At 71.5% G+C, this 21,764-nt stretch carries 16 protein-coding genes; 4 read left to right on the forward strand and 12 right to left on the reverse strand.

The annotated features are described in order from the left end of the window. Positions 1-13: 13 nt before the first annotated feature. Complete coding sequence (locus IF54_RS0107940; RefSeq protein ID WP_030315960.1) at positions 14-994, reverse strand: proline dehydrogenase family protein; 981 nt, start codon at positions 992-994, stop codon at positions 14-16. A 128-nt stretch (positions 995-1,122) separates the two neighbouring features. Here IF54_RS0107940 and IF54_RS0107945 point away from each other — a divergent pair, with 128 nt between their 5' ends. After that, positions 1,123-2,514 carry a PucR family transcriptional regulator gene (locus IF54_RS0107945; RefSeq protein ID WP_030315961.1) on the forward strand — a complete coding sequence of 464 codons (1,392 nt, stop codon included), beginning with the start codon at positions 1,123-1,125 and terminating at the stop codon, positions 2,512-2,514. 36 nt (positions 2,515-2,550) lie between these two features. On the opposite strand, the gene IF54_RS0107950 is transcribed toward IF54_RS0107945, so the two are convergent. Then, the gene (locus IF54_RS0107950) at positions 2,551-3,141 is read right to left on the reverse strand and encodes a TetR/AcrR family transcriptional regulator (protein ID WP_030315962.1); all 591 of its coding nucleotides are present in this window, start codon (positions 3,139-3,141) and stop codon (positions 2,551-2,553) included. Between the two features lie 76 nt (positions 3,142-3,217). Here IF54_RS0107950 and IF54_RS0107955 point away from each other — a divergent pair, with 76 nt between their 5' ends. Further along, positions 3,218-4,747 carry an MFS transporter gene (locus tag IF54_RS0107955; RefSeq protein ID WP_030315964.1) on the forward strand — a complete coding sequence of 510 codons (1,530 nt, stop codon included), beginning with the start codon at positions 3,218-3,220 and terminating at the stop codon, positions 4,745-4,747. A gap of 8 nt (positions 4,748-4,755) precedes the next feature. Here IF54_RS0107955 and serA read toward each other — a convergent pair whose 3' ends face one another. From serA to IF54_RS0107985, 6 genes are all read right to left on the reverse strand, one after another. Continuing rightward, a complete protein-coding gene (gene serA / locus IF54_RS0107960; protein WP_030315966.1) occupies positions 4,756-6,345 on the reverse strand; it encodes a phosphoglycerate dehydrogenase in 1,590 nt (529 codons plus the stop codon). A gap of 230 nt (positions 6,346-6,575) precedes the next feature. Further along, the gene (ilvC, locus tag IF54_RS0107965; protein WP_030315968.1) at positions 6,576-7,574 is read right to left on the reverse strand and encodes a ketol-acid reductoisomerase; all 999 of its coding nucleotides are present in this window, start codon (positions 7,572-7,574) and stop codon (positions 6,576-6,578) included. A 112-nt stretch (positions 7,575-7,686) separates the two neighbouring features. Next, positions 7,687-8,211, reverse strand: a complete 525-nt coding sequence (gene ilvN, locus IF54_RS0107970; protein ID WP_020139950.1) for an acetolactate synthase small subunit — start codon at positions 8,209-8,211, stop codon at positions 7,687-7,689. Positions 8,212-8,232: 21 nt separating this feature from the next. Beyond that, the gene (locus IF54_RS0107975) at positions 8,233-10,077 is read right to left on the reverse strand and encodes an acetolactate synthase large subunit (protein WP_030315971.1); all 1,845 of its coding nucleotides are present in this window, start codon (positions 10,075-10,077) and stop codon (positions 8,233-8,235) included. A 207-nt stretch (positions 10,078-10,284) separates the two neighbouring features. Then, on the reverse strand, positions 10,285-13,272 hold the full coding sequence (locus tag IF54_RS0107980) for a putative bifunctional diguanylate cyclase/phosphodiesterase (RefSeq protein WP_030315973.1): 2,988 nt from the start codon (positions 13,270-13,272) through the stop codon (positions 10,285-10,287). 393 nt (positions 13,273-13,665) lie between these two features. After that, positions 13,666-14,628 (reverse strand): 2-hydroxyacid dehydrogenase, encoded by a 963-nt coding sequence (locus IF54_RS0107985; RefSeq protein WP_199821188.1) that lies wholly within the window; start codon positions 14,626-14,628, stop codon positions 13,666-13,668. A gap of 76 nt (positions 14,629-14,704) precedes the next feature. Here IF54_RS0107985 and IF54_RS0107990 point away from each other — a divergent pair, with 76 nt between their 5' ends. Both IF54_RS0107990 and IF54_RS0107995 read left to right on the forward strand, forming a co-directional pair. Then, positions 14,705-15,703, forward strand: coding sequence for an aldo/keto reductase (locus tag IF54_RS0107990; protein WP_030315977.1), 999 nt, complete (start codon positions 14,705-14,707; stop codon positions 15,701-15,703). Positions 15,704-16,133: 430 nt separating this feature from the next. Further along, positions 16,134-17,309, forward strand: a complete 1,176-nt coding sequence (locus IF54_RS0107995; RefSeq protein WP_030315978.1) for a PQQ-dependent sugar dehydrogenase — start codon at positions 16,134-16,136, stop codon at positions 17,307-17,309. On the opposite strand, the gene IF54_RS0108000 is transcribed toward IF54_RS0107995, so the two are convergent. The 4 genes from IF54_RS0108000 to IF54_RS0108015 all read right to left on the reverse strand — a co-directional run bounded on the left by IF54_RS0108000 (position 17,302) and on the right by IF54_RS0108015 (position 21,757). After that, positions 17,302-17,535, reverse strand: coding sequence for a DUF6191 domain-containing protein (locus IF54_RS0108000; RefSeq protein ID WP_030315979.1), 234 nt, complete (start codon positions 17,533-17,535; stop codon positions 17,302-17,304). The genes IF54_RS0107995 and IF54_RS0108000 overlap by 8 nt on opposite strands. Before the next feature lie 34 nt (positions 17,536-17,569). Next, on the reverse strand, positions 17,570-20,629 hold the full coding sequence (locus tag IF54_RS0108005) for a helix-turn-helix transcriptional regulator (protein ID WP_030315980.1): 3,060 nt from the start codon (positions 20,627-20,629) through the stop codon (positions 17,570-17,572). A gap of 140 nt (positions 20,630-20,769) precedes the next feature. Further along, complete coding sequence (locus tag IF54_RS0108010) at positions 20,770-20,958, reverse strand: hypothetical protein (RefSeq protein ID WP_030315981.1); 189 nt, start codon at positions 20,956-20,958, stop codon at positions 20,770-20,772. Positions 20,959-21,154: 196 nt separating this feature from the next. Then, on the reverse strand, positions 21,155-21,757 hold the full coding sequence (locus IF54_RS0108015; protein ID WP_030315982.1) for a hypothetical protein: 603 nt from the start codon (positions 21,755-21,757) through the stop codon (positions 21,155-21,157). Positions 21,758-21,764: the final 7 nt, after the last annotated feature.

Consider the following 21,764-nt stretch of genomic DNA (forward strand, 5'->3'; position numbering starts at 1 on the left):
GGGGCGAGGCCGGTCAGCCTCGCGAGACCATGCTGCGGGCGAAGAAGCGCAGGTTCGCCGGCTTCTCCGCCAGCCGCCGCATGAAGTAGCCGTACCAGTCCGTGCCGTAGGCCGTGTAGACGCGCATGCGGTGACCTTCGGCGGCGAGCCGCAGGTGCTCGTCGCTCCTGATCCCGTACAGCATCTGGAACTCGTACTCGTCCGGCTTGCGGCCCGTCTGCCGGGCGAGTTCCTGGGCGATGGAGATCAGGCGCGGGTCGTGGGAGCCGACCATCGGGTAGCCCTCGCCCGCCATGAGGATGCGCAGGATCCGGACGTACGCCTTGTCGATCTCGTGCTTCTGCTGGTAAGCGACCTCGGCGGGCTCCTTGTAGGCGCCCTTCACCAGCCGCACCCGGCTGCCGGCGGCGGCGAGGCGGCGGGCGTCGGCCTCGGTGCGGAAGAGGTAGGCCTGGATGACACAGCCGGTCTGCGGGAAGTCCTTCCGCAGCTCCTCGTGGATGGCGAACATCGAGTCGAGGGTGGTGTGGTCCTCGGCATCGAGCGTGACCGTGGTACCGATCGCGGCGGCGGCCTCGACGACCGGCCGGACGTTGGCGAGCGCCAGCTCGTGGCCGCCGTGGAATGCAGGGGCGGGCCCGGAGGGCCCTTCGAGCAGGGCGGTGGTGGGCGACGGGAGGGTCTGGCCGAACATCGACAGCTTGACGGACATCTCCACCCGCTCGCCGAGCCCGAGATCGCGCAGCCGGTCGACCAGTGCCAGGTAGGCGTCCCGGGCCGCGCCCGCCTGCTCGGGGGTGGTGATGTCCTCGCCGACGACGTCCATCGTCAGCTCCAGGCCGCGGCCGGTGAGCTCCTCGATGATCGGCACCACGTCGTCGACGCTCTCACCCGGGATGAAGCGGTCGACGACCTGCTTGGTCACCGGGGCCGCCGAGATCAGGCGTCGCATCCGGTCGCTGCGCGACGCGGCGAGAATCACGGGACCCAGCACGGGGCACCTCCACAAACCAGCAGACAGGACCACCGTGAAACCTAAGGATCCCTCCGATCGTCGGCCATCGACAGCTGTCACGCATCCGTGCCGCAGATCTCAGACAGATGTATGAAGCGCCCGGTTCCATGGGGGAGAATGCCCGGGTGACGACGGATTCCCGAGGCGACTACCAGGAACTGGTCGACGAGATCTCGGAGCTCCTGGGCGTTCCGGCGACCCTGGAGAACCGGGACTTCGAGCTGATCGCCTTCGGCGCGTACGACAGCGAGGACGAGCTCGATCCGTCGGCGCTGGACCCGGTCCGCACCCGCTCGATCCTGACCCGTCGTTCCACGGCCGCGGTCCGGACGTGGTTCGAGGGCTTCGGCATCACACGCGCGACCGCCCCGGTCCGGATCCCGCCGACCCCGGAGGCGGGCGTGTACCGCGGCCGGATCTGCCTTCCCGTACGGCACCGGGGGGTCGTCCTCGGTTACGTCTGGCTCCTGGACTCCGAACCCGGTGCCCCCGGCCCGACCGACCCGCAGCTGGACGCGGCCATGCGGGTGGCGGCCCGGATCGGCGCACTGCTCGCGGACGAGGCGCAGCACGGGGCCGACCTCAGCCGGGAGCTGCGGGCCGTGCTGACCGCCGAGCGCGGCTGGCGGGCCGACATGGCGGTGGCCGCCCTGCGCACCGCACTGGGTCCCCGGGGCGACGGCCCGTACGCCGTGGTGTGCGTCGCGCCCTGGCCCTCCGCCGACCCGGACGACGCCCCGTCCGCCCGTACGGTCCCCCACGCGACGGCCCTCTGCACGGTCCCCTGGGGCCCCACGGCCCAGTGGCTGGCGGCCCTGATCCGCCTGCGCGCGACGGACACCCTGACCCCGGCGACCTCGGCGGCGACCCGACTGCTGGAGCGGGCACGGGGGGTGGAGGGGGGTGGGGCCGGGTCCGACACGAGCACGCAACGCACGCCGGGCACGCAAGCCACTCCGGGCACACACGGCACCTCGGACGCGCATGGCACCTCCGGCACGCATAACACCCCCGGCATGCACGGCACCCCCGGCACACCAGGCACCCCAGACACCCCCGGCACCTCGGGCGCGGCGGCCGCCCCCCTCACCGTCGCCGCCGGCATCGCCTCCCCCCGGGTGACCCTCGCCGACCTCGCCGCCGCCTGGCAGGAGGCGTCGGCCGCAGCCAGGGCCGCGCTGGCGGAGCCGGGGTTCGGCCCGGTGGCGGAATGGTCGCGGATCGGCCCGTACCGTCTCCTCACGTCCCTGCCCCCGGAGACGGCCCAGGACCCCGCCGTACGCCCTCTCCTCTCCCCCGCCCACCGCGAACTGGCCCGCACGGCCGAGGTCTACCTCGACTGCGCGGGCCAGGCCGCCCGCACCGCCGCAGAACTCGGCATCCACCGCCAGACCCTCTACTACCGCCTCTCCCGCGTGGAACAGCTCACCGGCCTGGACCTGGACGACGGCGAACACCGCCTGCTCCTGCACATGGCCCTCAAGGGGGCGCGACTCTAGACCCGGCCGGCGGCCCTGCGGGCACCGGGCCGGCCGTCAGCTCCTCGTCGTGCCCTCGATCACCCGGCGCAGGCCCTCCGTGAGCTGGGTGGCGTTCGTCGCTGTTTCCGGGTTGAAGAGCCACTGGACCATGAGGCCCTGGAGGAGGGTCTGGTAGAAGCGGCCCTCCGTGTCGACGGCGTCCTTGCCCTGCTGTTCCTCCGGTACGCCGTTGAACAGCGGGAGGAGACCCGAGCGGCCCTGTTCCTCCGCCTCGACGAGCATCCGGCGCACCTCCGGCATCCGGTCGCCCTGGATGATCAGTTCGAAGCTCAGCATCCAGAGCGCCCGCGATTCGCCGACCGCGTCGACGATGTGGGTCCACACCTCCTGGAAGCGCTCCAGCGATCCGGGGGCCGTGGCCATGGCCTCCCGCCCTGCCCGGCCGGGGTCGAAGCGGTCGCCGGTCGCCTCGACGAGCGAGACGTAGGCCTGCACCAGAAGCGCGTCCTTAGAGCCGTAGTGGTAGCCGATGGACGCCAGGTTCGTCCCCGACTCCTTGACGATGTCCCGTGCGGTCGTCCGCAGGAACCCCTTCTCCAGCAGACAGCGCTTCGCGCCTTCGAGCAGATCCTCGCGGTGTCCCATGCGCCCACCCTATCTAGACAAGCGATTTATACAAGCGTCATAGACAAGCGTTTAATACGCTCGTATAGTCCTCGGCATGACGAACCCGACTCCCACCGGCCCTCTGGCCGGACGCCGCGAATGGACCGCACTCGTCGTCCTGATGCTGCCGCTGCTCCTGGTCTCGATGGACGTCTCCGTCCTCTACTTCGCGGTCCCCGCGATCAGCGCCGACCTGGAGCCGAGCGGCACCCAGCAACTGTGGATCTTCGACATCTACGCGTTCGTCCTGGCCGGCCTGCTGATGACCATGGGCTCCCTGGGCGACCGCATCGGCCGCCGCAAGCTGCTCCTGATCGGCGCGTTCGCCTTCAGCGCGGCCTCGCTGGCGGCGGCGTACGCGCACAGCGCCGAGATGCTGATCGCGGCCCGCGCGGTCCTCGGCATCGGCGGCGCGACCCTGATGCCCTCGACGATGGCCCTGATCCGCACGATGTTCACCGACCCGGGACAGCGCGCGAAGGCGATCGGCCTGTGGTCCGGAGTGATGACGGCGGGCATCGCGCTCGGCTCGGTGATGAGCGGACTGCTGGTCCAGTACTTCTGGTGGGGCTCGATCTTCCTGGTCAACCTGCCCGTGATGGCCCTGCTGCTGGTCCTCGGCCCGCTCCTGCTGCCCGAGTCCAAGGACCCCGCACCCGGCCGCTTCGACTGGTGGAGCGTCCCGCTGTCCATGGCCGCCGTCCTGCCCGTCGTCTACGGTCTCAAGGAGATCCCGTCCGAGGGCTGGCACGTCGGATACGTCGTCTCGATCACCGTCGGCCTGCTCTTCGCGGCCCTCTTCGTGCACCGCCAGCGCACCACGGCCTCACCGATGATCGACCAGGCACTGTTCCGCGGCCACGGCTTCGCGCCCTCCGTCGTGCTCAACCTGATCGCCTCGTTCGCCATGATGGGCTCGGCGTACTTCACCACCCAGTACCTCCAGTCGGTGCTCGGCAAGAGCGCCCTGGAGGCGGCCCTGTGGGCGCTGCTGCCCTCGGTGCCGATCGGCGCGGCCGCCCCGACGGCGACCGCGCTCGTCCAGAAGGGCGTCAACCGGGCCTACGTCGTCACCGCCGGCTTCCTGATCGGCGCGGTCGGCTACGCACTGCTGGCTTTCGCGGGCACCGACTCCCTCTGGCTGGTCCTGGTCGCCTGCGGTGTCCTGGCCTGCGGGATCGTCGTGGTCATCTCGCAGATCACGGACCTCGCCCTGAGCAGCGCCCCGGTGGAGCGGGCGGGCTCGGCGTCCTCCCTGATGGAGACCGCCGGCGAGTTCGGCGGCGCCCTCGGGATGGCGGTCCTCGGCTCGATCGGTACGGCGATCTACCGCCACGACATTCCGGGTTGGGCCCCGGACGCGGCCCGCGAGACGCTGGGCGGGGCGCTGTCCGTCGCGGACCGGGTCCCGGGTCTGGCGACGGCGGCGAGGGAGGCCTTCACCCACGGGATGCAGGGGGCGGCGATCGCAGGGGCGGTGCTGCTGGTGGGGGCGGCGGGGCTGGCGGCGATGACGCTGCGGCGGATTCCGGTGCACAGCAAAACGCCGGACGAGCCGAGTTCCCTCAGCCCGTCCGGCGTGTGAGACAGATGTCAGACCAGGTTCACCGCACGCGCGGACGTCGCACCGATCTCCTCGGCCACCTCGGTCAGCACACCCGCGGGCACGGTGTCGTCCACGGTGAGAACGGCAAGCGCCTCACCACCCGCAACGGCCCGAGAGACCTGCATACCCGCGATGTTGATGCCCGCCTCGCCGAAGATCCGCCCGACCGTACCGACGACACCCGGCCGGTCCTCGTACTTGAGGACGACCATGTGGTCGGCGAGCGCGAGGTCCACGTCGTACTCGCCGACCGCGACGATCTTCTGGAGGTGCTTGGGACCGGCGAGCGTGCCGGAGACCGACACCTCCTCGCCGCTGCCGAGCGTGCCGCGCACGGTGACGACGTTGCGGTGGTCGGCCGACTCCGAGCTGGTCGTCAGCCGCACCTCGACACCGCGCTCCTGCGCGAACAGCGGGGCGTTGACGTACGACACGGTCTCGGCGACGACGTCCTCGAAGACACCCTTGAGGGCGCTGAGCTCCAGCACCTTCACGTCGTGCTGGGTGATCTCGCCGTACACCTCGACGTCGAGGCGGACCGCGACCTCGCCCGCGAGCGCGGTGAAGATGCGGCCGAGGCGCTCGGCGAGCGGCAGGCCCGGCTTGACGTCCTCGGCGATGACACCGCCCTGGACGTTGACCGCGTCCGGCACGAGCTCACCGGCGAGGGCGAGGCGCACCGAGCGGGCCACGGCGATACCGGCCTTCTCCTGCGCCTCGTCGGTGGAGGCACCGAGGTGCGGCGTGGCGACGACCTGGTCGAACTCGAACAGCGGGGAGTCCGTGCAGGGCTCCTTGGCGTACACGTCGAGACCGGCACCGGCGACCCGGCCCTCCTTGAGGGCGGAGTACAGCGCCTCCTCGTCGACGATCCCGCCCCGGGCCGCGTTGACGATGCGCACGCTCGGCTTGACCTTGCGCAGCGCCTCGTCGCCGATGAGGCCGACGGTCTCGGGGGTCTTGGGCAGGTGCACGGTGATGAAGTCGGAGACCTCGAGCAGCTCGTCCAGCGACAGCACCTTGACGCCCATCTGGGCGGCGCGGGCGGGCTGGATGTACGGGTCGTAGGCGACGACCTTCATGCCGAAGCCGGACATGCGCTGAGCGACCAGCGCGCCGATGCGGCCGAGACCGACGACACCGAGGGTCTTCTCGGCCAGCTCGACACCCGTGTACTTGCTGCGCTTCCACTCGCCGTTCTTCAGCGCGGCGTTGGCCTGCGGGATGTGGCGGGCGGTGGCGACGAGAAGACCACAGGCCAGCTCGGCGGCGGTCACGATGTTCGAGGTGGGGGCGTTGACGACCATCACGCCGGCCTTGGTGGCGGCGGAGACGTCGACGTTGTCCAGGCCGACGCCGGCTCGTGCGACGACCTTCAGCTTGTGCGCGGCGGCGATGGCCTCGGCGTCCACCTTGGTGGCCGAGCGGATCAGGATCGCGTCGACGTCGGCGATGGCCGGGAGCAGTTCGGCTCGGTCCGCTCCGTTGCAGTGCCGGATCTCGAAGTCCGGACCAAGCGCGTCCACGGTCGCGGGCGACAGCTCTTCAGCGATGAGTACGACAGGTTTCGAGCTCACGTGAGTCCTCACAAGTCCAATGCGGACGGCCGTCCCGACGGCCGCAGGCGGTGGAGGGTACTGGCCGCGTGGAAGACGCACGACACTGTGGGCCTGACGCGTATGTTGTGCGCCAGTGTAGTGGCGCGGTCGGGGGCGTCATGCGCTCCCGCGGAAGGATCACCCGGACGTGATCCGCCAGGTTGGACAACGGGACCGGAGCTGACCGCTCCGGCCCCGTCAGCGGAGGCTTACGCCTCCTCGTCGACCCACGACATCAGCTTGCGGAGCTGCTTGCCCGTGGTCTCCAGCAGGTGCTCGGAGTCCTGCTGCTTGTACTCGTTGTACTTCTTCAGACCGCCGTGGTACTCGGCCATCCACTCGCGCGCGAAGGTGCCGTCCTGGATCTCGGCGAGGACCTTCTTCATCTCGGCCTTGGTGGCGTCCGTGATGATCCGCGGGCCGGTGACGTAGTCGCCCCACTCGGCGGTCTCGGAGATCGACCAGCGCATCTTCTCCAGGCCGCCCTCGTACATGAGGTCGACGATGAGCTTCAGCTCGTGCAGGCACTCGAAGTACGCGATCTCCGGCTGGTAGCCGGCCTCGGTCAGCGTCTCGAAACCGGCCTTGACCAGCGCGGCCGTACCACCGCAGAGAACGGCCTGCTCACCGAACAGGTCGGTCTCGGTCTCCTCGGTGAAGGTCGTCTTGATGACGCCGGCGCGGGTGCCGCCGATGCCCTTGGCGTACGACAGCGCGAGCGCGAAGGCGTTGCCGGACGCGTCCTGCTCGACGGCCGCGATACACGGAACGCCGCGGCCCTCCTCGTACTGGCGGCGCACGAGGTGACCGGGGCCCTTGGGGGCGACCATGCAGACGTCGACGCCCGCCGGCGGCTTGATGAAGTCGAAGCGGATGTTCAGGCCGTGGCCGAAGAACAGCGCGTCGCCGTCGTTCAGGTTGTCCTTGATGGACTCCTCGTAGACCTGGGCCTGGATCGGGTCCGGGACCAGGATCATGATGACGTCGGCCTCGGCGGCGGCCTCGGACGGCGTCACCACGCGCAGGCCCTGCTCCTCGGCCTTGGCCTTGGACTTGGAGCCCTCGTGCAGACCGACACGCACGTCGACACCCGAGTCACGGAGCGACAGCGCGTGGGCGTGGCCCTGGCTGCCGTAACCGATGACCGCGACCTTGCGGCCCTGGATGATGGACAGGTCGGCGTCGGCGTCGTAGAACAGCTCGGCCACTTTGGGTTCTCTCCTTGTGTGCAGGTGTTGCGTCCCACCGTATGACGGCGGGGTGGGATGAAGTCTCGGGGTCTCGGTATACGGGCGGCCGGGTGGCCGCCCGTACCCGGCGTCACGCGCTGCGGTCGAGGGCGCGCAGCGAGCGGTCGGTGATGGAGCGGGCGCCGCGGCCGATCGCGATGGTGCCGGACTGGACCAGCTCCTTGATGCCGAAGGGCTCGAGCATCTTCAGCATCGCGGACAGCTTGTCGCTGGAACCGGTGGCCTCGATCGTGACGGCCTCCGGGGAGACGTCGACGGTCTTGGCGCGGAACAGCTGGACGATCTCGACGATCTGGGAGCGGGTCTCGTTGTCGGCGCGCACCTTCACCAGAACGAGTTCACGGTGAACGGCCTGTCCCGGCTCCAGCTCGACGATCTTCAGCACCTCGACGAGCTTGTTGAGCTGCTTGGTGACCTGCTCCAGGGGCAGCGCGTCGACGCTCACCACGATCGTGATGCGGGAGATGTCGGCGTGCTCGGTCACCCCGACCGCGAGCGAGTCGATGTTGAAGCCGCGGCGCGAGAAGAGGGCCGCGATCCGGGCCAGGATGCCCGGCTTGTTCTCCACCAGGACGGAGAGCGTGTGCTTGGACATGATCTTTTACGTCTCTCTCGCTCAGTCGTCTTCGTTGTCGCCGAAGTCGGGGCGGACGTCCCGGGCGGCCATGATCTCGTCGTTGGAGGTGCCGGCGGCGACCATCGGCCACACCATCGCGTCCTCGTGGACGATGAAGTCGACGACGACGGGGCGGTCGTTGATGGAGTTGGCCTCCGCGATGACCTTGTCCAGGTCCTCCGGGCGTTCGCAGCGCAGGCCCACGCAGCCCATCGCCTCGGACAGCTTCACGAAGTCCGGCACGCGGGTGCCCTTGGCGTCGGGGTTGACGTCCTCGGGACCGCTGTGCAGCACGGTGTTGGAGTAGCGCTGGTTGTAGAAGAGGGTCTGCCACTGGCGGACCATCCCGAGAGCGCCGTTGTTGATGATGGCGACCTTGATCGGGATGTTGTTCAGGGCGCAGGTGGTGAGCTCCTGGTTGGTCATCTGGAAGCAGCCGTCGCCGTCGATCGCCCAGACGGTGTTGCCCGGCATACCGGCCTTGGCGCCCATCGCGGCCGGGACCGCGTAGCCCATGGTGCCGGCGCCGCCGGAGTTCAGCCAGGTCGCCGGCTTCTCGTACTGGATGAAGTGCGCGGACCACATCTGGTGCTGGCCGACGCCCGCGGCGAAGATCGTGTCCTCGGGGGCGAGCTGTCCGATCCGCTCGATGACCTGCTGCGGGGAGAGCGACCCGTCGGCCGGCAGGTCGTAGCCGAGCGGGTAGGTCTCGCGCCACCGGGACAGGTCCTTCCACCAGGCGCTGTAGTCGCCCTGGTGGCCCTCGCTGTGCTCCTTCTGGACGGCCTGGATCAGGTCGGCGATGACCTCGCGGGCGTCCCCGACGATCGGCACGTCTGCGGCGCGGTTCTTGCCGATCTCGGCCGGGTCGATGTCGGCATGGACGATCTTGGCGTTCGGGGCGAAGCTGTCCAGCTTGCCGGTGACGCGGTCGTCGAAACGGGTACCGAGGGCGACGATCAGGTCGGCCTTCTGGAGCGCGGTGACGGCGGTGACCGAACCGTGCATGCCCGGCATTCCCACGTGCAGCGGGTGGCTGTCGGGGAACGCGCCGAGCCCCATCAGGGTGGTGGTGACGGGAGCTCCGGTGAGTTCTGCGAGGACCTTCAGCTCGGCGGTCGCGCCGGCCTTGATGACACCGCCGCCGACGTACAGGACGGGCCGCTTGGCCTGGGTGATCAGCTTGGCGCCCTCGCGGATCTGCTTGGCGTGCGGCTTGGTCACCGGGCGGTAGCCGGGCAGGTCCATGACCGGCGGCCAGGAGAAGGTCGTCTTCGCCTGGAGGGCGTCCTTCGCGATGTCGACCAGGACCGGGCCGGGGCGGCCCGTGGAGGCGATGTGGAAGGCCTGCGCGATGACCCGCGGGATGTCCTCGGCCTTGGTGACCAGGAAGTTGTGCTTGGTGATCGGCATGGTGATGCCGACGATGTCCGCCTCCTGGAAGGCGTCCGTGCCGATCGCCTTGGAGGCCACCTGCCCGGTGATCGCCACGAGCGGCACCGAGTCCATGTGGGCGTCCGCGATCGGGGTCACCAGGTTGGTCGCGCCGGGGCCCGAAGTCGCCATGCAGACGCCGACCTTGCCGGTGGCCTGCGCGTAACCGGTGGCCGCGTGGCCCGCGCCCTGCTCGTGACGGACCAGGACGTGCCGCACGCGGGTGGAGTCCATCAGCGGGTCGTATGCCGGAAGGATGGCACCGCCGGGAATACCGAATACCGTCTCGGCGCCGACCTCCTCGAGAGAGCGGATGAGGGACTGCGCGCCCGTGACGTGCTCGGGGGCGGACGGCTGTCCTCCGGATCGGGGCCGCGGCTGCGGATGGGCCCCGGTGGCCTGCTCGGTCATCGTCATTCTCTTCTCGATGCTGAGGGTGTGAAGCTGAGGTGGGGAGGCTGGGCAACAAAAAACCCCTCGTGCCGTAAGGCAAGCGAGGGGAGCGCGCCGGGTGGGGATCGCTGAGCGGTCTGTGGCTCAGCGTCAGCCGACGCGCTTTCCAAGTACGAGAATTCGGGTGCGCATGAGACTGACCCTCCCCCCGGCACGCACTCACTGTCAAGTGGGTGGGACGGGAGTCTCATTATGTGAGCGGAGGGTCGTCCCACCACCGAGTACCGCCGTCATGCTTCCGGTGTACACCCCCACGCCCCCTCCGGCGAACGCCGGTTCGGCGGGACCGTGCGGGACCGGGTAGTGGCCCGAGGCCAGAGCGCGGCGGAGCCGGTACTCGTCGAGCGGTCCCGAGAACGCCATGCCCTGCCCGTGGGTGCAGCCCATCGCGCGCAGGGCGACCACCTGCTCGGGCAGGTCCACCCCGTCGGCCACGGACTGGAGCCCGAGGTCCCCGGCGATTCTGAGCAGCCCGCTGGTGATCTTGTGCAGGCGCGCGGACTCCACGACGCCCTCGACCAGGCTGCGGTCGAGCTTCAGCACGTCGACGGGGAGCCTGCGCAGCGCGGTGATCGCCGCGTAGCCGCTGCCGAAGCCGTCCAGAGCGATCCGGACCCCGACGCGCCGGATCGCGGTCAACCGGCGCTCCAGCTCGTCCAGGGAGACCCGGGGGTCGGTGTCGGAGAGCTCGATGAGCAGCGAGCCCGACGGCAGGCCGTGCCGGGTCAGCAGGGCCTCCACGGAGCCCAGGGGCAGCGAACGGTCCAGCAGCCGCTGGGCGTTCATCCGGACCGCGACCGGCACGGTGAGTCCGTTCGCGGCCCGTTCGGCGGCGTGTTCGACGGCCTCCTCCAGGATCCAGCGGCCGAGTTCCTGCGTCCGGTCGCTGTCCTCGGCCACCCGCAGGAACTCGGCGGGGGTGAACAGCACCCCCTGCGAGGACCGCCAGCGCGCCTGGGCGCTGACGGAGGTGATCCGGCCGTCCTCCAGGGACACCACGGGCTGGTGCAGCAGGGCGAACTCGCCGTCGTGCAGCGCTGCACGCAGGCGCGTGGCCAGCTCCGCCTTCCGTACGACGTCCTGCTGCATCTGGGGCGCGTACAGCTCGACCCGGCCCTTGCCGCCCGCCTTGGCGCGGTACATCGCCAGGTCCGCGTTGCGCAGGAGCTCGCCCGCGCCGAGGCCGGGTTCGGCGAAGGCGACGCCGATGGAGGCGGCGACCCGGACATCGTTGCCGTCGATGAGGTAGGGCTGCGAGAGCGTGATTCTGAGGCGGTCGGCGAGTTCCAGGATGTTGCCCTCGCGGGCCGTGCGGTCCCGGGTGCCGTCCCCGACGATCAGGGCGGCGAACTCGTCCCCGCCGAGCCGGGAGGCGGTGTCGCCGTGCCGGACCGAGTCCTGGAGTCTGCGGGCGGCCTGGACGAGCAGTTCGTCCCCGGCCTGGTGCCCGATCGTGTCGTTGACGGCCTTGAAGCCGTCCAGGTCGATGAAGAGGACGGCGGTGCCACGGTCGGAGGAGCGGCGGCCGGACAGGGCCTGCTGGACGCGCCGGGTGAACAGGGCGCGGTTGGGCAGGTCGGTGAGCGGGTCGTGCTCGGCGTTGTGCTGGAGCTGCGCCTGGAGGCGCACTCTCTCGGTGACGTCCCGGCTGTTGAAGATGAGGCCGCCCTGATGGCGGTTGACGGTGGACTCGACGTTGAGCCAGCCTCCGTCGCCGGACCGGAAGCGGCACTCGATGCGGGTGGTGGGCTCCTCGAGGGGGTTGGCGGCGAGGAAGCGGCGCACCTCGTGCACCACGCAGCCCAGGTCCTCGGGGTGGATGAGACCGGCCAGTTCGGTGCCCACCAGGTCCTCGGCGGGGCATCCGTAGACGCCTGCGGCGGCCGGGGAGACGTACCGGAGGATGCCGTTCGGGGCGGCGATCATGATGACGTCGCTGGAGCCCTGCACCAGGGAGCGGAAGTGGTTCTCCTTCTGCGCGAGTTCCTGGGTCAGGGTGATGTTGTCGAGCAGCATGATCCCCTGGCGGACCACGAGGGCGAGCACGACGGTACCGCCGGTGAGCAGCACCACGCGGTCCACGCTGCGGCCGTTGAGGACGTTGTAGAGGATCCCCAGGGTGCAGACGGCGGCCGCCAGATAGGGGGTGAGCGCGGCCAGCGACCCGGTGATGGGGCGGGTGGCCGGGTACCGGCCGTGGTCACCGCCCTGGGCGGAGGGGTGGTGCTGGATCCCGAACCGGTGTCTGGGCAGGTGTTCGTGGACCACGCGCGTGCGCCCCGCCGGGGGCTTCCGGTCGGGCTCCGGGCGCCGCGGGGCGGCCCAGGGGGCGTAGGCGAGCAGCAGGGAGCCGGCGAACCAGCCCGCGTCCAGCAGCTGGCCCGAGCGGTAGTTGTTGTGCAGCAGCGGCGAGGTGAACAGGGCGTCGCACATCACGGTCAGGGCGAGCGCGCCGATCGCGGTGTTCACCGCGGTGCGGTTGACCGCCGAGCGCCGGAAGTGCAGCGCGAGGACCATGCTGACGAGGGCGATGTCGAGCAGCGGGTACGCCAGGGACAGCGCGGTGTGCGCGACGCTCGGCCCCTCGGACTTCGCCGCCTGGGCGAGGGCGAGGCTCCAGGAGAGCGTGAGCAGCGAGCCGCCGATCAGCCAGGCGTCGAGGCCCAGGCAGACCCAGCCGGCCTTGGTGACCGGGCGCTTGGCGAGGACCAGCAGGCCCACGATGGCCGGCGGCGCGAAGCAGAGGAAGAAGGCGTCGGCGCAGGAGGGGCTGGGCACGGGCCGTCCCAGGACGACCTCGTACCACCCCCAGATCAGGTTGCCGAGGGCCGCCATCGCCGAGGAGAGCGCGAAGAGCAGCCAGGCGGGTCGAAAGCGGACCCGACGCCCGCGGGCGTACAGGAAGCAGGACACGGCGGCGGTTCCGGCCGCGGCGCTCAGCCCGAAGTCACCCATGATCAGGGCGGCTTCGCGCGATCCCCAGTCGAGCGCGGAACCGATGGCGTACCCCGCGCAGACCAGGGCTAGGAGGAGTTGGTGGACCAGGCGCGTCCCGTCGCGGGAGGCCGGTGGCCGGTTGGGCTGCGCCCCCCGCGCGGGCTGGACCCGCAGCGCTCCGTCGAGTGTGGTCGTGGGAGACGAGGGCGAGGTCACCGGGTCCTCCCGGTCCGCACCGCTCCGGGGTCCCGGGGGTCCGGGTGCGCCGGGTGCGCATGCCGCCTGCGGCTGTTGGGCCTGCGGTGGTGATGGCTGTGGTGGCCGCCGTGACCGGCGTGATGGCCGCGTCTGCGCGCGGCTGTCTGCCAGGGTCGCCGTCGGCGGCTCCGCCGCGTCGGATCGCTCGTCCATAGGCCGTGCATCGCCCGTCGCCCCCCTCACAGTCTGCAATGTCCATCCCCGGCGCCGAACGGTGCGCGGCGCAGCCCCTGTCCGGACGATACACCAGTCTCGTCACTCAGGGACATAGTTCCTCTACGCTCCGTGACGATCAGGGGAGTTGGGAGCGCGGACCGCGTCCGAAAGGTTGCGGAGGATACCGAAAACGGACTACTCGCCTGCTGTGCCCGTCGTAAGGATCACGTTCCGCAGCGGCTCGTGGTTCACGAAGCGGTTCAACTGGTCCGTCAGGAGCCTCTTGGCCCGGGGCAGGAAGGCCGAGCTGGGTCCGCCGACGTGCGGGCTGATGAGGACGCCCGGCGCGTGCCAGAGGGGGTGCCCCGGGGGCAGCGGCTCGGGGTCCACCACGTCCAGGGCCGCCGTGATGCGTCCGGTCTCCAGCTCGGCGAGCAGTGCCTTGGTGTCCACGACCGGGCCGCGGGCGACGTTCACCAGCAGGGCGCCGTCCTTCATCCGGGCCAGGAACTCCGCGTCCACCAGACCGCGCGTGGTGTCGTTCAGCGGGGTGGAGAGGATGACGACGTCGGCCTCGGGGAGCAGGGCGGGCAGCTCGGTGAGCGGGTGCACCGGGCCGCGCTCCGTGGTGCGCGCGGAGCGCGCGACGCGCGCCACCCGCGCGACCTCGAAGGGCACGAGCCGGTCCTCGATCGCGGCGCCGATCGCGCCGTAGCCGATGACGAGCACGTTCTTGTCGGCGAGCGCGGGATGGAAGTCGCCCTGCCAGTGCTCCTGTTGCTGCGCCCGGACGAAGCCGGGGACGCCGCGCAGGGAGGCGAGGGTCAGGGTGAGGGCCAGTTCGGCGGTGCTGGCCTCGTGCACACCGCGCGCGTTGCAGAGCCGGACGCCGGGCGGCAGGTCCGACAGCCGTGGCAGGACGTCGTCGACACCGGCCGTGAGCGTCTGGACGACTTGGAGGTTCGGCATCTGTGCCAGCGGCCGTACCTTGACCGGCTGCCGCTTCATGTACGGCACGACGTACAGGACGCAGTCCGCCGGGTCGCCGGGGTACTCCTGATCGCCGTCCTCACCCCCGTCCCAGAACCGGTAGACGGGCCCCTCGGGGAGCCCTGCGATCTCGTCCGGCGGGATGGGGAGCCACACGTCAGCAGTCATGCCTGGAGGCTATGTCAGGCGGCCGGTGACCCAGAGGTTAGGTTGGGGGCTCGGGGAAAGAGAGGGTCACGGGCAGGTGGAGCGCAGGACGATCGGCGCGGCGGCGCTCGCGGTGGGAGCCGTCGGACTCGGGTGCATGCCGATGAGCTGGGCCTACAGCGGCTCGCGGCAGCGGGGCGACGAGTCGGTCAGGGCCGTGCACCGGGCGCTCGATCTGGGCTCGACCCTCCTGGACACGGCCGACATGTACGGCCCCTTCACCAACGAGCTGCTGCTCGGGCGGGTGTTGAAGGAGCGGCGCGAGGACGCGTTCGTGTCGACCAAGGTCGGGCTGCTGGTGGGCGAGCAGCACATCGTGGCCAACGGCCGCCCCGGCTATGTGAGACGGGCCTGCGACGCGTCCCTGCGGCGGCTCCAGACCGATGTGATCGACCTGTACCAGCTGCACCGCGAGGACCCCGAGGTGCCGGTCGAGGAGACCTGGGGCGCGATGGCGGATCTCGTACGGGCCGGAAAGGTACGGGCGTTGGGGCTGTGCGCGATGGGGGCGCGGGGCGGCCGCCGGTCCGGGACCAGGCTGCACGACGCGACGATCCGGCAGTTGCGGCGGGTCCAGCAGGTCTTCCCGGTGAGCGCGGTGGAGGCCGAGCTGTCGGTCTGGTCGCGGGAGGCGATGGAGACGCTGCTGCCGTGGTGCGCGGAGCGCGGCATCGGGTTCCTGGCGGCGATGCCGCTGGGCAACGGATTCCTGACCGGCACCCTCACCCCGGGCCAGGGCTTCGAACCGGACGACGTCCGTGCCCGTCACCCCCGCTTCACCGCCGAGATGATGGCCGCGAACCAGCCGGTCGTCTCCGGCCTGCGCCGCGTCGCGGCCCGCCACGGGGAGTCGGTCACCCCGGCCCAGGTGGCGCTGGCGTGGGTCCTGGCCCAGGGCCCTCACGTGGTCCCGGTCCCGGGCGCCAAGCGGGAGCGGTGGGTGACGGAGAACGCGGCGGCGACGGATCTGCGGTTGACCGCACGGGACCTGACGGAGCTGGCGGAACTGCCGCCCGCGCTGGGGTCGTGGGACTGAGCGGGACGGGCCGCTGCGCGGGGCTCGGCAGGCGGCTGTTCGGGGTGAGGCTCGGCGGGCAGCTGCGCGCGGTGGGCCGCGGACGTGGCAGGCAGCGGGCAGAGGGCAGCGGAGCGTGGCAGGCGGCGGTGGGCGCTAGCGACCGACAGCGGACGTGGCAGACGGCGGTGGGCGCTAGCGACCGACAGCGGACGTGGCAGGCGGCGGTGGGCGCGCGCGGCCGACAGCGGACGTGGCAGGCGGCGGTGGGCGGCGCGCGGCCTGGCAGGCGGCTGCGTGCGGCGGCAGCAGAACGAGGCAGGCGGCTGTGCGGCCGGGCGCGGGCTGCGGCTCCCTGCGGGGATCGGGTCGTGCATCGGGTCGTGGAGATCGGGAACCTGTGGGGCGCGAGCGGTGTATGACAGGTAGAACCCGCCGCTTCGAAGGGACCATGATCGTGCATCGTCGAGCTGTGACGGCCGTGCTGGCCGCGACCACGCTCCTGCTGACGGCCGGCTGCTCCTCCGACGGCTCGGGAGACGACACCCCGGGCGGCGGCAGCGGCCCCGCGTCCAGTGGTACTGCTCCGGGCTCCTCCCCCACCCGGCAGGCGGCCGAGGCGACCCCTCCGGCGAAGGGCTCGGTGAAGGTGCTGCGCACGGTCACGGAGGGGCTCAAGACCCCGTGGGGCCTCGCTCCGCTCCCCGACGGCGACCTGCTCGTCTCCTCCCGCGACGACGGCACGATCACCCGCGTCGACGGCCAATCCGGCAAGAAGACGGAACTGGGCGAGGTGTCCGGGGTCTCCGCGGCCGGCGAGGGCGGCCTCCTCGGCATCGCCCTCTCCCCGGAATACGCCTCCGACCACATGGTGTACGCCTACTTCACCTCCGACTCGGACAACCGCGTCGTCAGGATGGTCTACGACGAGCGGAAGTCGCCCGGCGAACAGCTCGGCGCCCCCGACACCGTCTTCAAGGGCATCCCGAAGGGCTTCATCCACAACGGCGGCCGGATCGCCTTCGGCCCGGACAAGATGCTCTACGCGGGCACCGGCGAGAGCGGCGACACCGGCCTGTCCCAGGACCGCAAGTCCCTGGGCGGCAAGATCCTGCGCCTGACCCCGGAGGGCGACCCCGCCCCGGGCAACCCGTTCCCCGGCTCCCCGGTGTACTCCTACGGCCACCGGAATGTGCAGGGCCTCGCCTGGGACGCGAAGCAGCGGCTGTTCGCCTCGGAGTTCGGCCAGGACACCTGGGACGAACTGAATGCCATCAAGCCCGGCGGCGACTACGGCTGGCCGGACGCCGAGGGCCGCTCCGACGACAAGAAGTTCCAGAACCCCATAGCCCAGTGGCACACCGACGACGCCTCCCCCAGCGGTGTCGCCTACGCCGAGGGTTCCGTCTGGATGGCCGGGCTCAAGGGCCAGCGCCTGTGGCGCATCCCGCTGAACGGCACGGAGGCCTCCGCCGACCCCCAGTCCTTCCTGAAGGGCGAGTACGGCCGGCTGCGCACGGTGGTCTCCGCGGGCGGGGACAAGCTGTGGCTCGTCACCAGCAACACCGACGGCCGCGGCAGCCCGAAGGACGGGGACGACCGGATCCTGGAGATACAGGTCAGCTAGCCGGACGCTCGGCCTCGCCCGCCCTGCCTTCCTCGCCCTCCTCGGGGACCGTCCCGCGTTCCTCGGGCCTGGGGAGGCGGACGACGACCTTCCCGGAGGTGAGGTCTATCGGTCCGCGCCCGGGGTCGCCGTCGCCGACGTCCTCCCGGGTCAGCTCCAGCCGCTTCTGTTCGTCGTGGGTGTGCTTGCGGCCGGGTGCGAACAGCTCCTCGAACATGTTGAACATGCGGCCTCCCTGCCGGTCTCCTCCACCGTACGCCTCACTCTGTGACCGGCGCGTGGAGAGCCCTCTCGGGAAACAGTCCCAGCCGGTGCGCGACCGCCGCGGCCTCGCCCCTGCCGGAGACGGCGAGCTTGGCGAGGATGTTGGAGACGTGGACGCTGGCCGTCTTCGGGGAGATGAAGAGTTCCTCGGCGATCTGACGGTTGGTGCGGCCGAGGGCGACCAGGCGCAGGACGTCGCGTTCCCGGCCGGTGAGGCCGAGGGAGCGGGCCGGGTCGTCCGGCTCGGGCGACTGTGCCGCGCTCAGGGTGAGGCGGGCGCGCTGGGCGAGGAGGGTGACCGCGTCGGCGAGGGGCCGGGCGCCGAGGTGGTCGGCGGCGGCGTGGGCGAGGCGCAGCAGTTCGGTGGCCCGGTCGCGGTCGGGCTGCTCGGCACCGCCGGGTGCGGACAGCAGGGCCTGGGCGAGCCGGTGGCGGACGCGGGCGAGGTCGTAGGGGCGTTCCAGGGGTTCGAAGGCGGTGACCGCCTCGGACCAGTGGTCGGGGGTGTCGGCGCTCTCGGCGCGCAGGAGCTCGGCGCGCAGCCAGCGTTCGTGCGCCAGCCAGACGGGGGCGTTGGTGGCGAGAGGCCTGGCGGCCTCGCGGATGCGGTCGAGGATCTTCGCGCGGTTCTGTTCGGCGACGGGCAGGCCGAGGGAGTCGGCCTCCATGGTGGCGGCGGTCAGGAGCAGGGGCCAGGCGTAGCGCTGGGTGCCGGGGGGGAAGCCGGTGTCCAGGACGCGTTCGAGTGCGGCGCGGGCGTCGAGGAGACGGCCTTCGCCGGCGGCGACCCCGATGGCGAGGTCGGAGAGGGGGAGGTCGTGTTGCGGTGCCCGGTCGTGGGAGCCGAAGTAGCCGCGGGCCGCGGCGAGATGACGTGCGGCCTCGGCGAGCTCACCGCGGGCGAGGGCCAGGGCGGCCCGGTTGGCGGCGTGGAAGCCGCGGGGCCGGGCGCTGCGGCCGACGAGTTCCGCCCTGACGGCGGCGTCGGCCGCCTGGTCCCAGCGGCCCAGGGAGTAGAGGGACTCGGCGAGGTTGCCCCAGATCCAGGCCTCCTTGTCGGACAGGCCGAACTTGCGGGCGTAGTCGAGCCCTTCCTCCAGGATCGGGATGGCTTCCCGGGAACGGCCGATGGCTTCGAGGGAGTTGGGCAGGTTCACATAGACGCGGCTGGCGACGGTGGAGAGCCCGTCGTCCAGGGTCTGGCGCAGGATCTCGAACATCTCGGCCAGGCCGGCCTCGACATCGCCGGACTCGACGGCCAGACCCGCATTGGTGAGGCATGCGTTCATCTCGATCTCGCGGGCGCCGACCATGCGCGCGTACTCCACGGCGCGTTCGGCGGCCGTGACGGCCTCGGGCCCTGGGCAGTGCACCATGGACCAGTTCGCGAAGTTGGACAGCACCTCCGCGTGCACCTCCGACGGCGGCAGCCCGCGGACCAGTTCCTCGGCGGTGGCCAGTTCCGTCCAGCCGTCGCCCCGGGCCAGGCCCTGGACGAGATGGGAGCGCTGGACCCAGAACCAGGCGGCGCGCAGGGGGTCGCCGTCGTCCTCCAGGAGGTGCAGCGCCCGCTTGGTGATCTTCAGGGCGCGTTCCCGTTCGCCGCCGAGGCGTCCGGCGACGGCGGCCTCGGCCATCAGGTCGAGGTAGCGCAGCGGGGCGGTGGCGGGGTCGCAGCCGCAGGGAGGGTAGACCTCGGTGAAGTCGACGGGCCGCAGACCGGCCCGGACGTCCTCGGGGGCGGTGTCCCACAGCTCCATCGCGCGTTCCAGGAGCCGCAGTTGTTCGGCGTAGGCGTGCCGGCGGCGGGCGGTGACGGAGGCGTCCAGGACGGCGGGCAGGGCCTTGGCGGGGTCATGGGCGTGGTACCAGTAGCTGGCCAGGCGCATGACGCGTTCGTCGGCGGGGACCAGCGTGGGGTCGGCCTCCAGGGCTTCCGCGTAGCGCCGGTTGAGGCGGGAGCGTTCGCCGGGCAGCAGGTCGTCGGCGACGGCCTCGCGGACCAGGGAGTGCCGGAAGCGGTATCCGTCGCCGTCGGGTGCCGGGCTGAGGATGTTGGCGTTCACGGCGGCCCGCAGCGCCTCGATGAGATCGTCCTCGGCGAGCCCGCTGACCGCGGCGAGCAGCCGGTACTCCACGGTGGAGCCGCCCTCGGCGACGACCCGGGCGACCCGCTGGGTGCTCTCGGGCAGGCCCTCCACGCGGACCAGGAGCAGGTCGCGCAGCGAGTCGGTGAGGCCGGTGCCGCAGCCCTCGGTGGCGCACACGGCGAGTTCCTCGACGAAGAAGGCGTTGCCGTCGGAGCGTTCGAAGATGTCGTCGACCTGGGCGGGGTTCGGTTCGGTGGCGAGGATGCCGGCTATCTGGCGGCTCACCTCGTCCCGGGTGAAGCGGCCGAGTTCGATGCGGCGGACCGTGCGCAGCCGGTCGAGTTCGGCGAGCAGGGGGCGCAGCGGATGGCGCCGGTGGATGTCGTCGGCGCGGTAGGTGGCGAGGACGACCAGGCGGCCGGTGCGCAGGGTGCGGAAGAGGTAAGCGAGGAGGTGGCGGGTGGAGGCGTCGGCCCAGTGGAGGTCCTCCAGGGCGACGACCACGGTGCGTTCGGCGGCGACGCGCTCCAGGAGGCGGGCGGTGAGCTCGAAGAGGCGGGCCAGGCTCTCCTCGTCGTGCCGGCCGGTGCGCCGGGCGGGGAGTCCCTCGCCCATCTCGGGCAGCAGCCGGGCCAGTTCCTCCTCCTGGCCGGCGGCCGCGGCGGCGAACTCGGCGGGCAGGGCGCGGCGCAGGGCGCGCAGCGCGGTGGAGAAAGGGGCGAAGGGCAGTCCGTCGGCGCCGATCTCGACGCAGCCGCCGAGGGCGACGACCGCGCCCTGCCGGCAGGCCGCGGTGGCGAACTCCTCGACGAGCCGGGTCTTTCCGACACCGGCCTCACCGCCGAGCAGCAATGCCTGCGGCTCTCCCGCGGCGGCGCGGGAGAGCGCTTCGTTCAGGCTGTTCAGTTCTTCGGTGCGGCCGACGAACACGGGACTGACGGACCTGGTCTGCACGGGCCCGAGCATGACACGCGGGTCCGACAGCGTGGCACCGGTTTTCGGGGCGGGCCGGGTGTCCCGGCCCGCCCCGGTCGCCGGGAGGACGGCCGCGGTGGTGACCGCGGGGACGGGCAGAGCCGTACGGCCGTCCTCTCTTCCCCCGGCGCTCACGCCGTGCGGAGGAACCGGTGCCGCCGGGGGCGACCGGTATGCGAATCGGTCTCCGCGGTGCGCTCGGCGGCTTCGCGGCGGGCGGCGCGGCGGCTGCGCAGGGTCTCGCGGACGAGCCGCTCGTGCTCGGCCTGGCGGATCAGTTCGGCGGATCGGTACTGGGAGAGCTGGTACTCGGCATACATGGCGTCGTCCTTGTCGGAGTCGGTTTCCGGCTTCGCTTTCTGCGATGCCTCCACCTTCGTCTCCGAGGGGGGTCCGCCACATCGGGAGAGTTCCGCATCTTCGCCTCCCGTGGGGGCCTTAGACGCGCGAGAGGGGCCTCAGGGGCTCCGTAAGGTACCTACGGGTGGTCTGAGGCCCCTCGTGACCTGCGCTGATTCAGCTCGTGGACGGCAGGCTGAGCAGGAGGTCCGTGTACTTGAGGACGGCCAGGAGAAGTCCGACGACGCCGAGCGCGACACCGCCCCAGGCGACGGACTTGATCCAGCCGGCCTGCGGCTTTCCGGGGGCGCCGAAGGCCGGGCGGGCCAGCACCGCGACACCGACGATCAGCGCGATCAGCGCGAAGACGCCGCCCCACAGCGCGGTGGCCTTCCAGGCGTCGCCGTAGCCCTCGTCGAGGAGCTTCGCCACGTCGGAGGAGGTCGCGGTCTGCGCGTGCAGCTGGCCGACGAGCGACTGCCGCGCGGACGCCACGGTGCCGACCCAGCTGCCGGTCAGGGAGACCAGGCCGAGCGCGGCGGAGACGACGGCTCCCGCGCCCTGGCCGACGCCGGTGGGGCCCTCCTGCCGGGCGGCCTCGGGCAGCTCCTCGCCGTCCTCGCCGTCCTCGTCGTCGATCTCGTCGGTGGCGGTGACCTCGGCCGGGCCGGCCTCGGCCTCCGTCACCTCGTCGGTCTTGGCGACGTTCACCTTCTCCTCGTCGTTGGTGGCCTCGGCGCCCGTCGCGGCGCCGGTCTCGTCAGCTGTCTTCGTTCCCATGTCGGGC

This window comes from Streptomyces sp. NRRL B-3229, assembly GCF_000719505.1.
Classification (GTDB): domain Bacteria; phylum Actinomycetota; class Actinomycetes; order Streptomycetales; family Streptomycetaceae; genus Streptomyces; species Streptomyces griseorubiginosus.

Excerpts from the sequence above, each read along its gene's own strand:
- IF54_RS0107950 (WP_030315962.1), bottom strand. The coding sequence starts at position 3,141 with ATGGGACACCGCGAGGATCTGCTCGAAGGCGCGAAGCGCTGTCTGCTG.
- IF54_RS0107955 (WP_030315964.1), top strand. The coding sequence starts at position 3,218 with ATGACGAACCCGACTCCCACCGGCCCTCTGGCCGGACGCCGCGAATGG.
- IF54_RS0107995 (WP_030315978.1), top strand. The coding sequence starts at position 16,134 with ATGATCGTGCATCGTCGAGCTGTGACGGCCGTGCTGGCCGCGACCACG.
- IF54_RS0107945 (WP_030315961.1), top strand. The coding sequence starts at position 1,123 with ATGGGGGAGAATGCCCGGGTGACGACGGATTCCCGAGGCGACTACCAG.
- IF54_RS0108005 (WP_030315980.1), bottom strand. The coding sequence starts at position 20,629 with ATGCTCGGGCCCGTGCAGACCAGGTCCGTCAGTCCCGTGTTCGTCGGC.
- IF54_RS0108010 (WP_030315981.1), bottom strand. The coding sequence starts at position 20,958 with ATGTATGCCGAGTACCAGCTCTCCCAGTACCGATCCGCCGAACTGATC.
- IF54_RS0107985 (WP_199821188.1), bottom strand. The coding sequence starts at position 14,628 with ATGACTGCTGACGTGTGGCTCCCCATCCCGCCGGACGAGATCGCAGGG.
- IF54_RS0108015 (WP_030315982.1), bottom strand. The coding sequence starts at position 21,757 with ATGGGAACGAAGACAGCTGACGAGACCGGCGCCGCGACGGGCGCCGAG.
- ilvN (WP_020139950.1), bottom strand. The coding sequence starts at position 8,211 with ATGTCCAAGCACACGCTCTCCGTCCTGGTGGAGAACAAGCCGGGCATC.
- IF54_RS0107975 (WP_030315971.1), bottom strand. The coding sequence starts at position 10,077 with ATGACCGAGCAGGCCACCGGGGCCCATCCGCAGCCGCGGCCCCGATCC.
- IF54_RS0108000 (WP_030315979.1), bottom strand. The coding sequence starts at position 17,535 with ATGTTCAACATGTTCGAGGAGCTGTTCGCACCCGGCCGCAAGCACACC.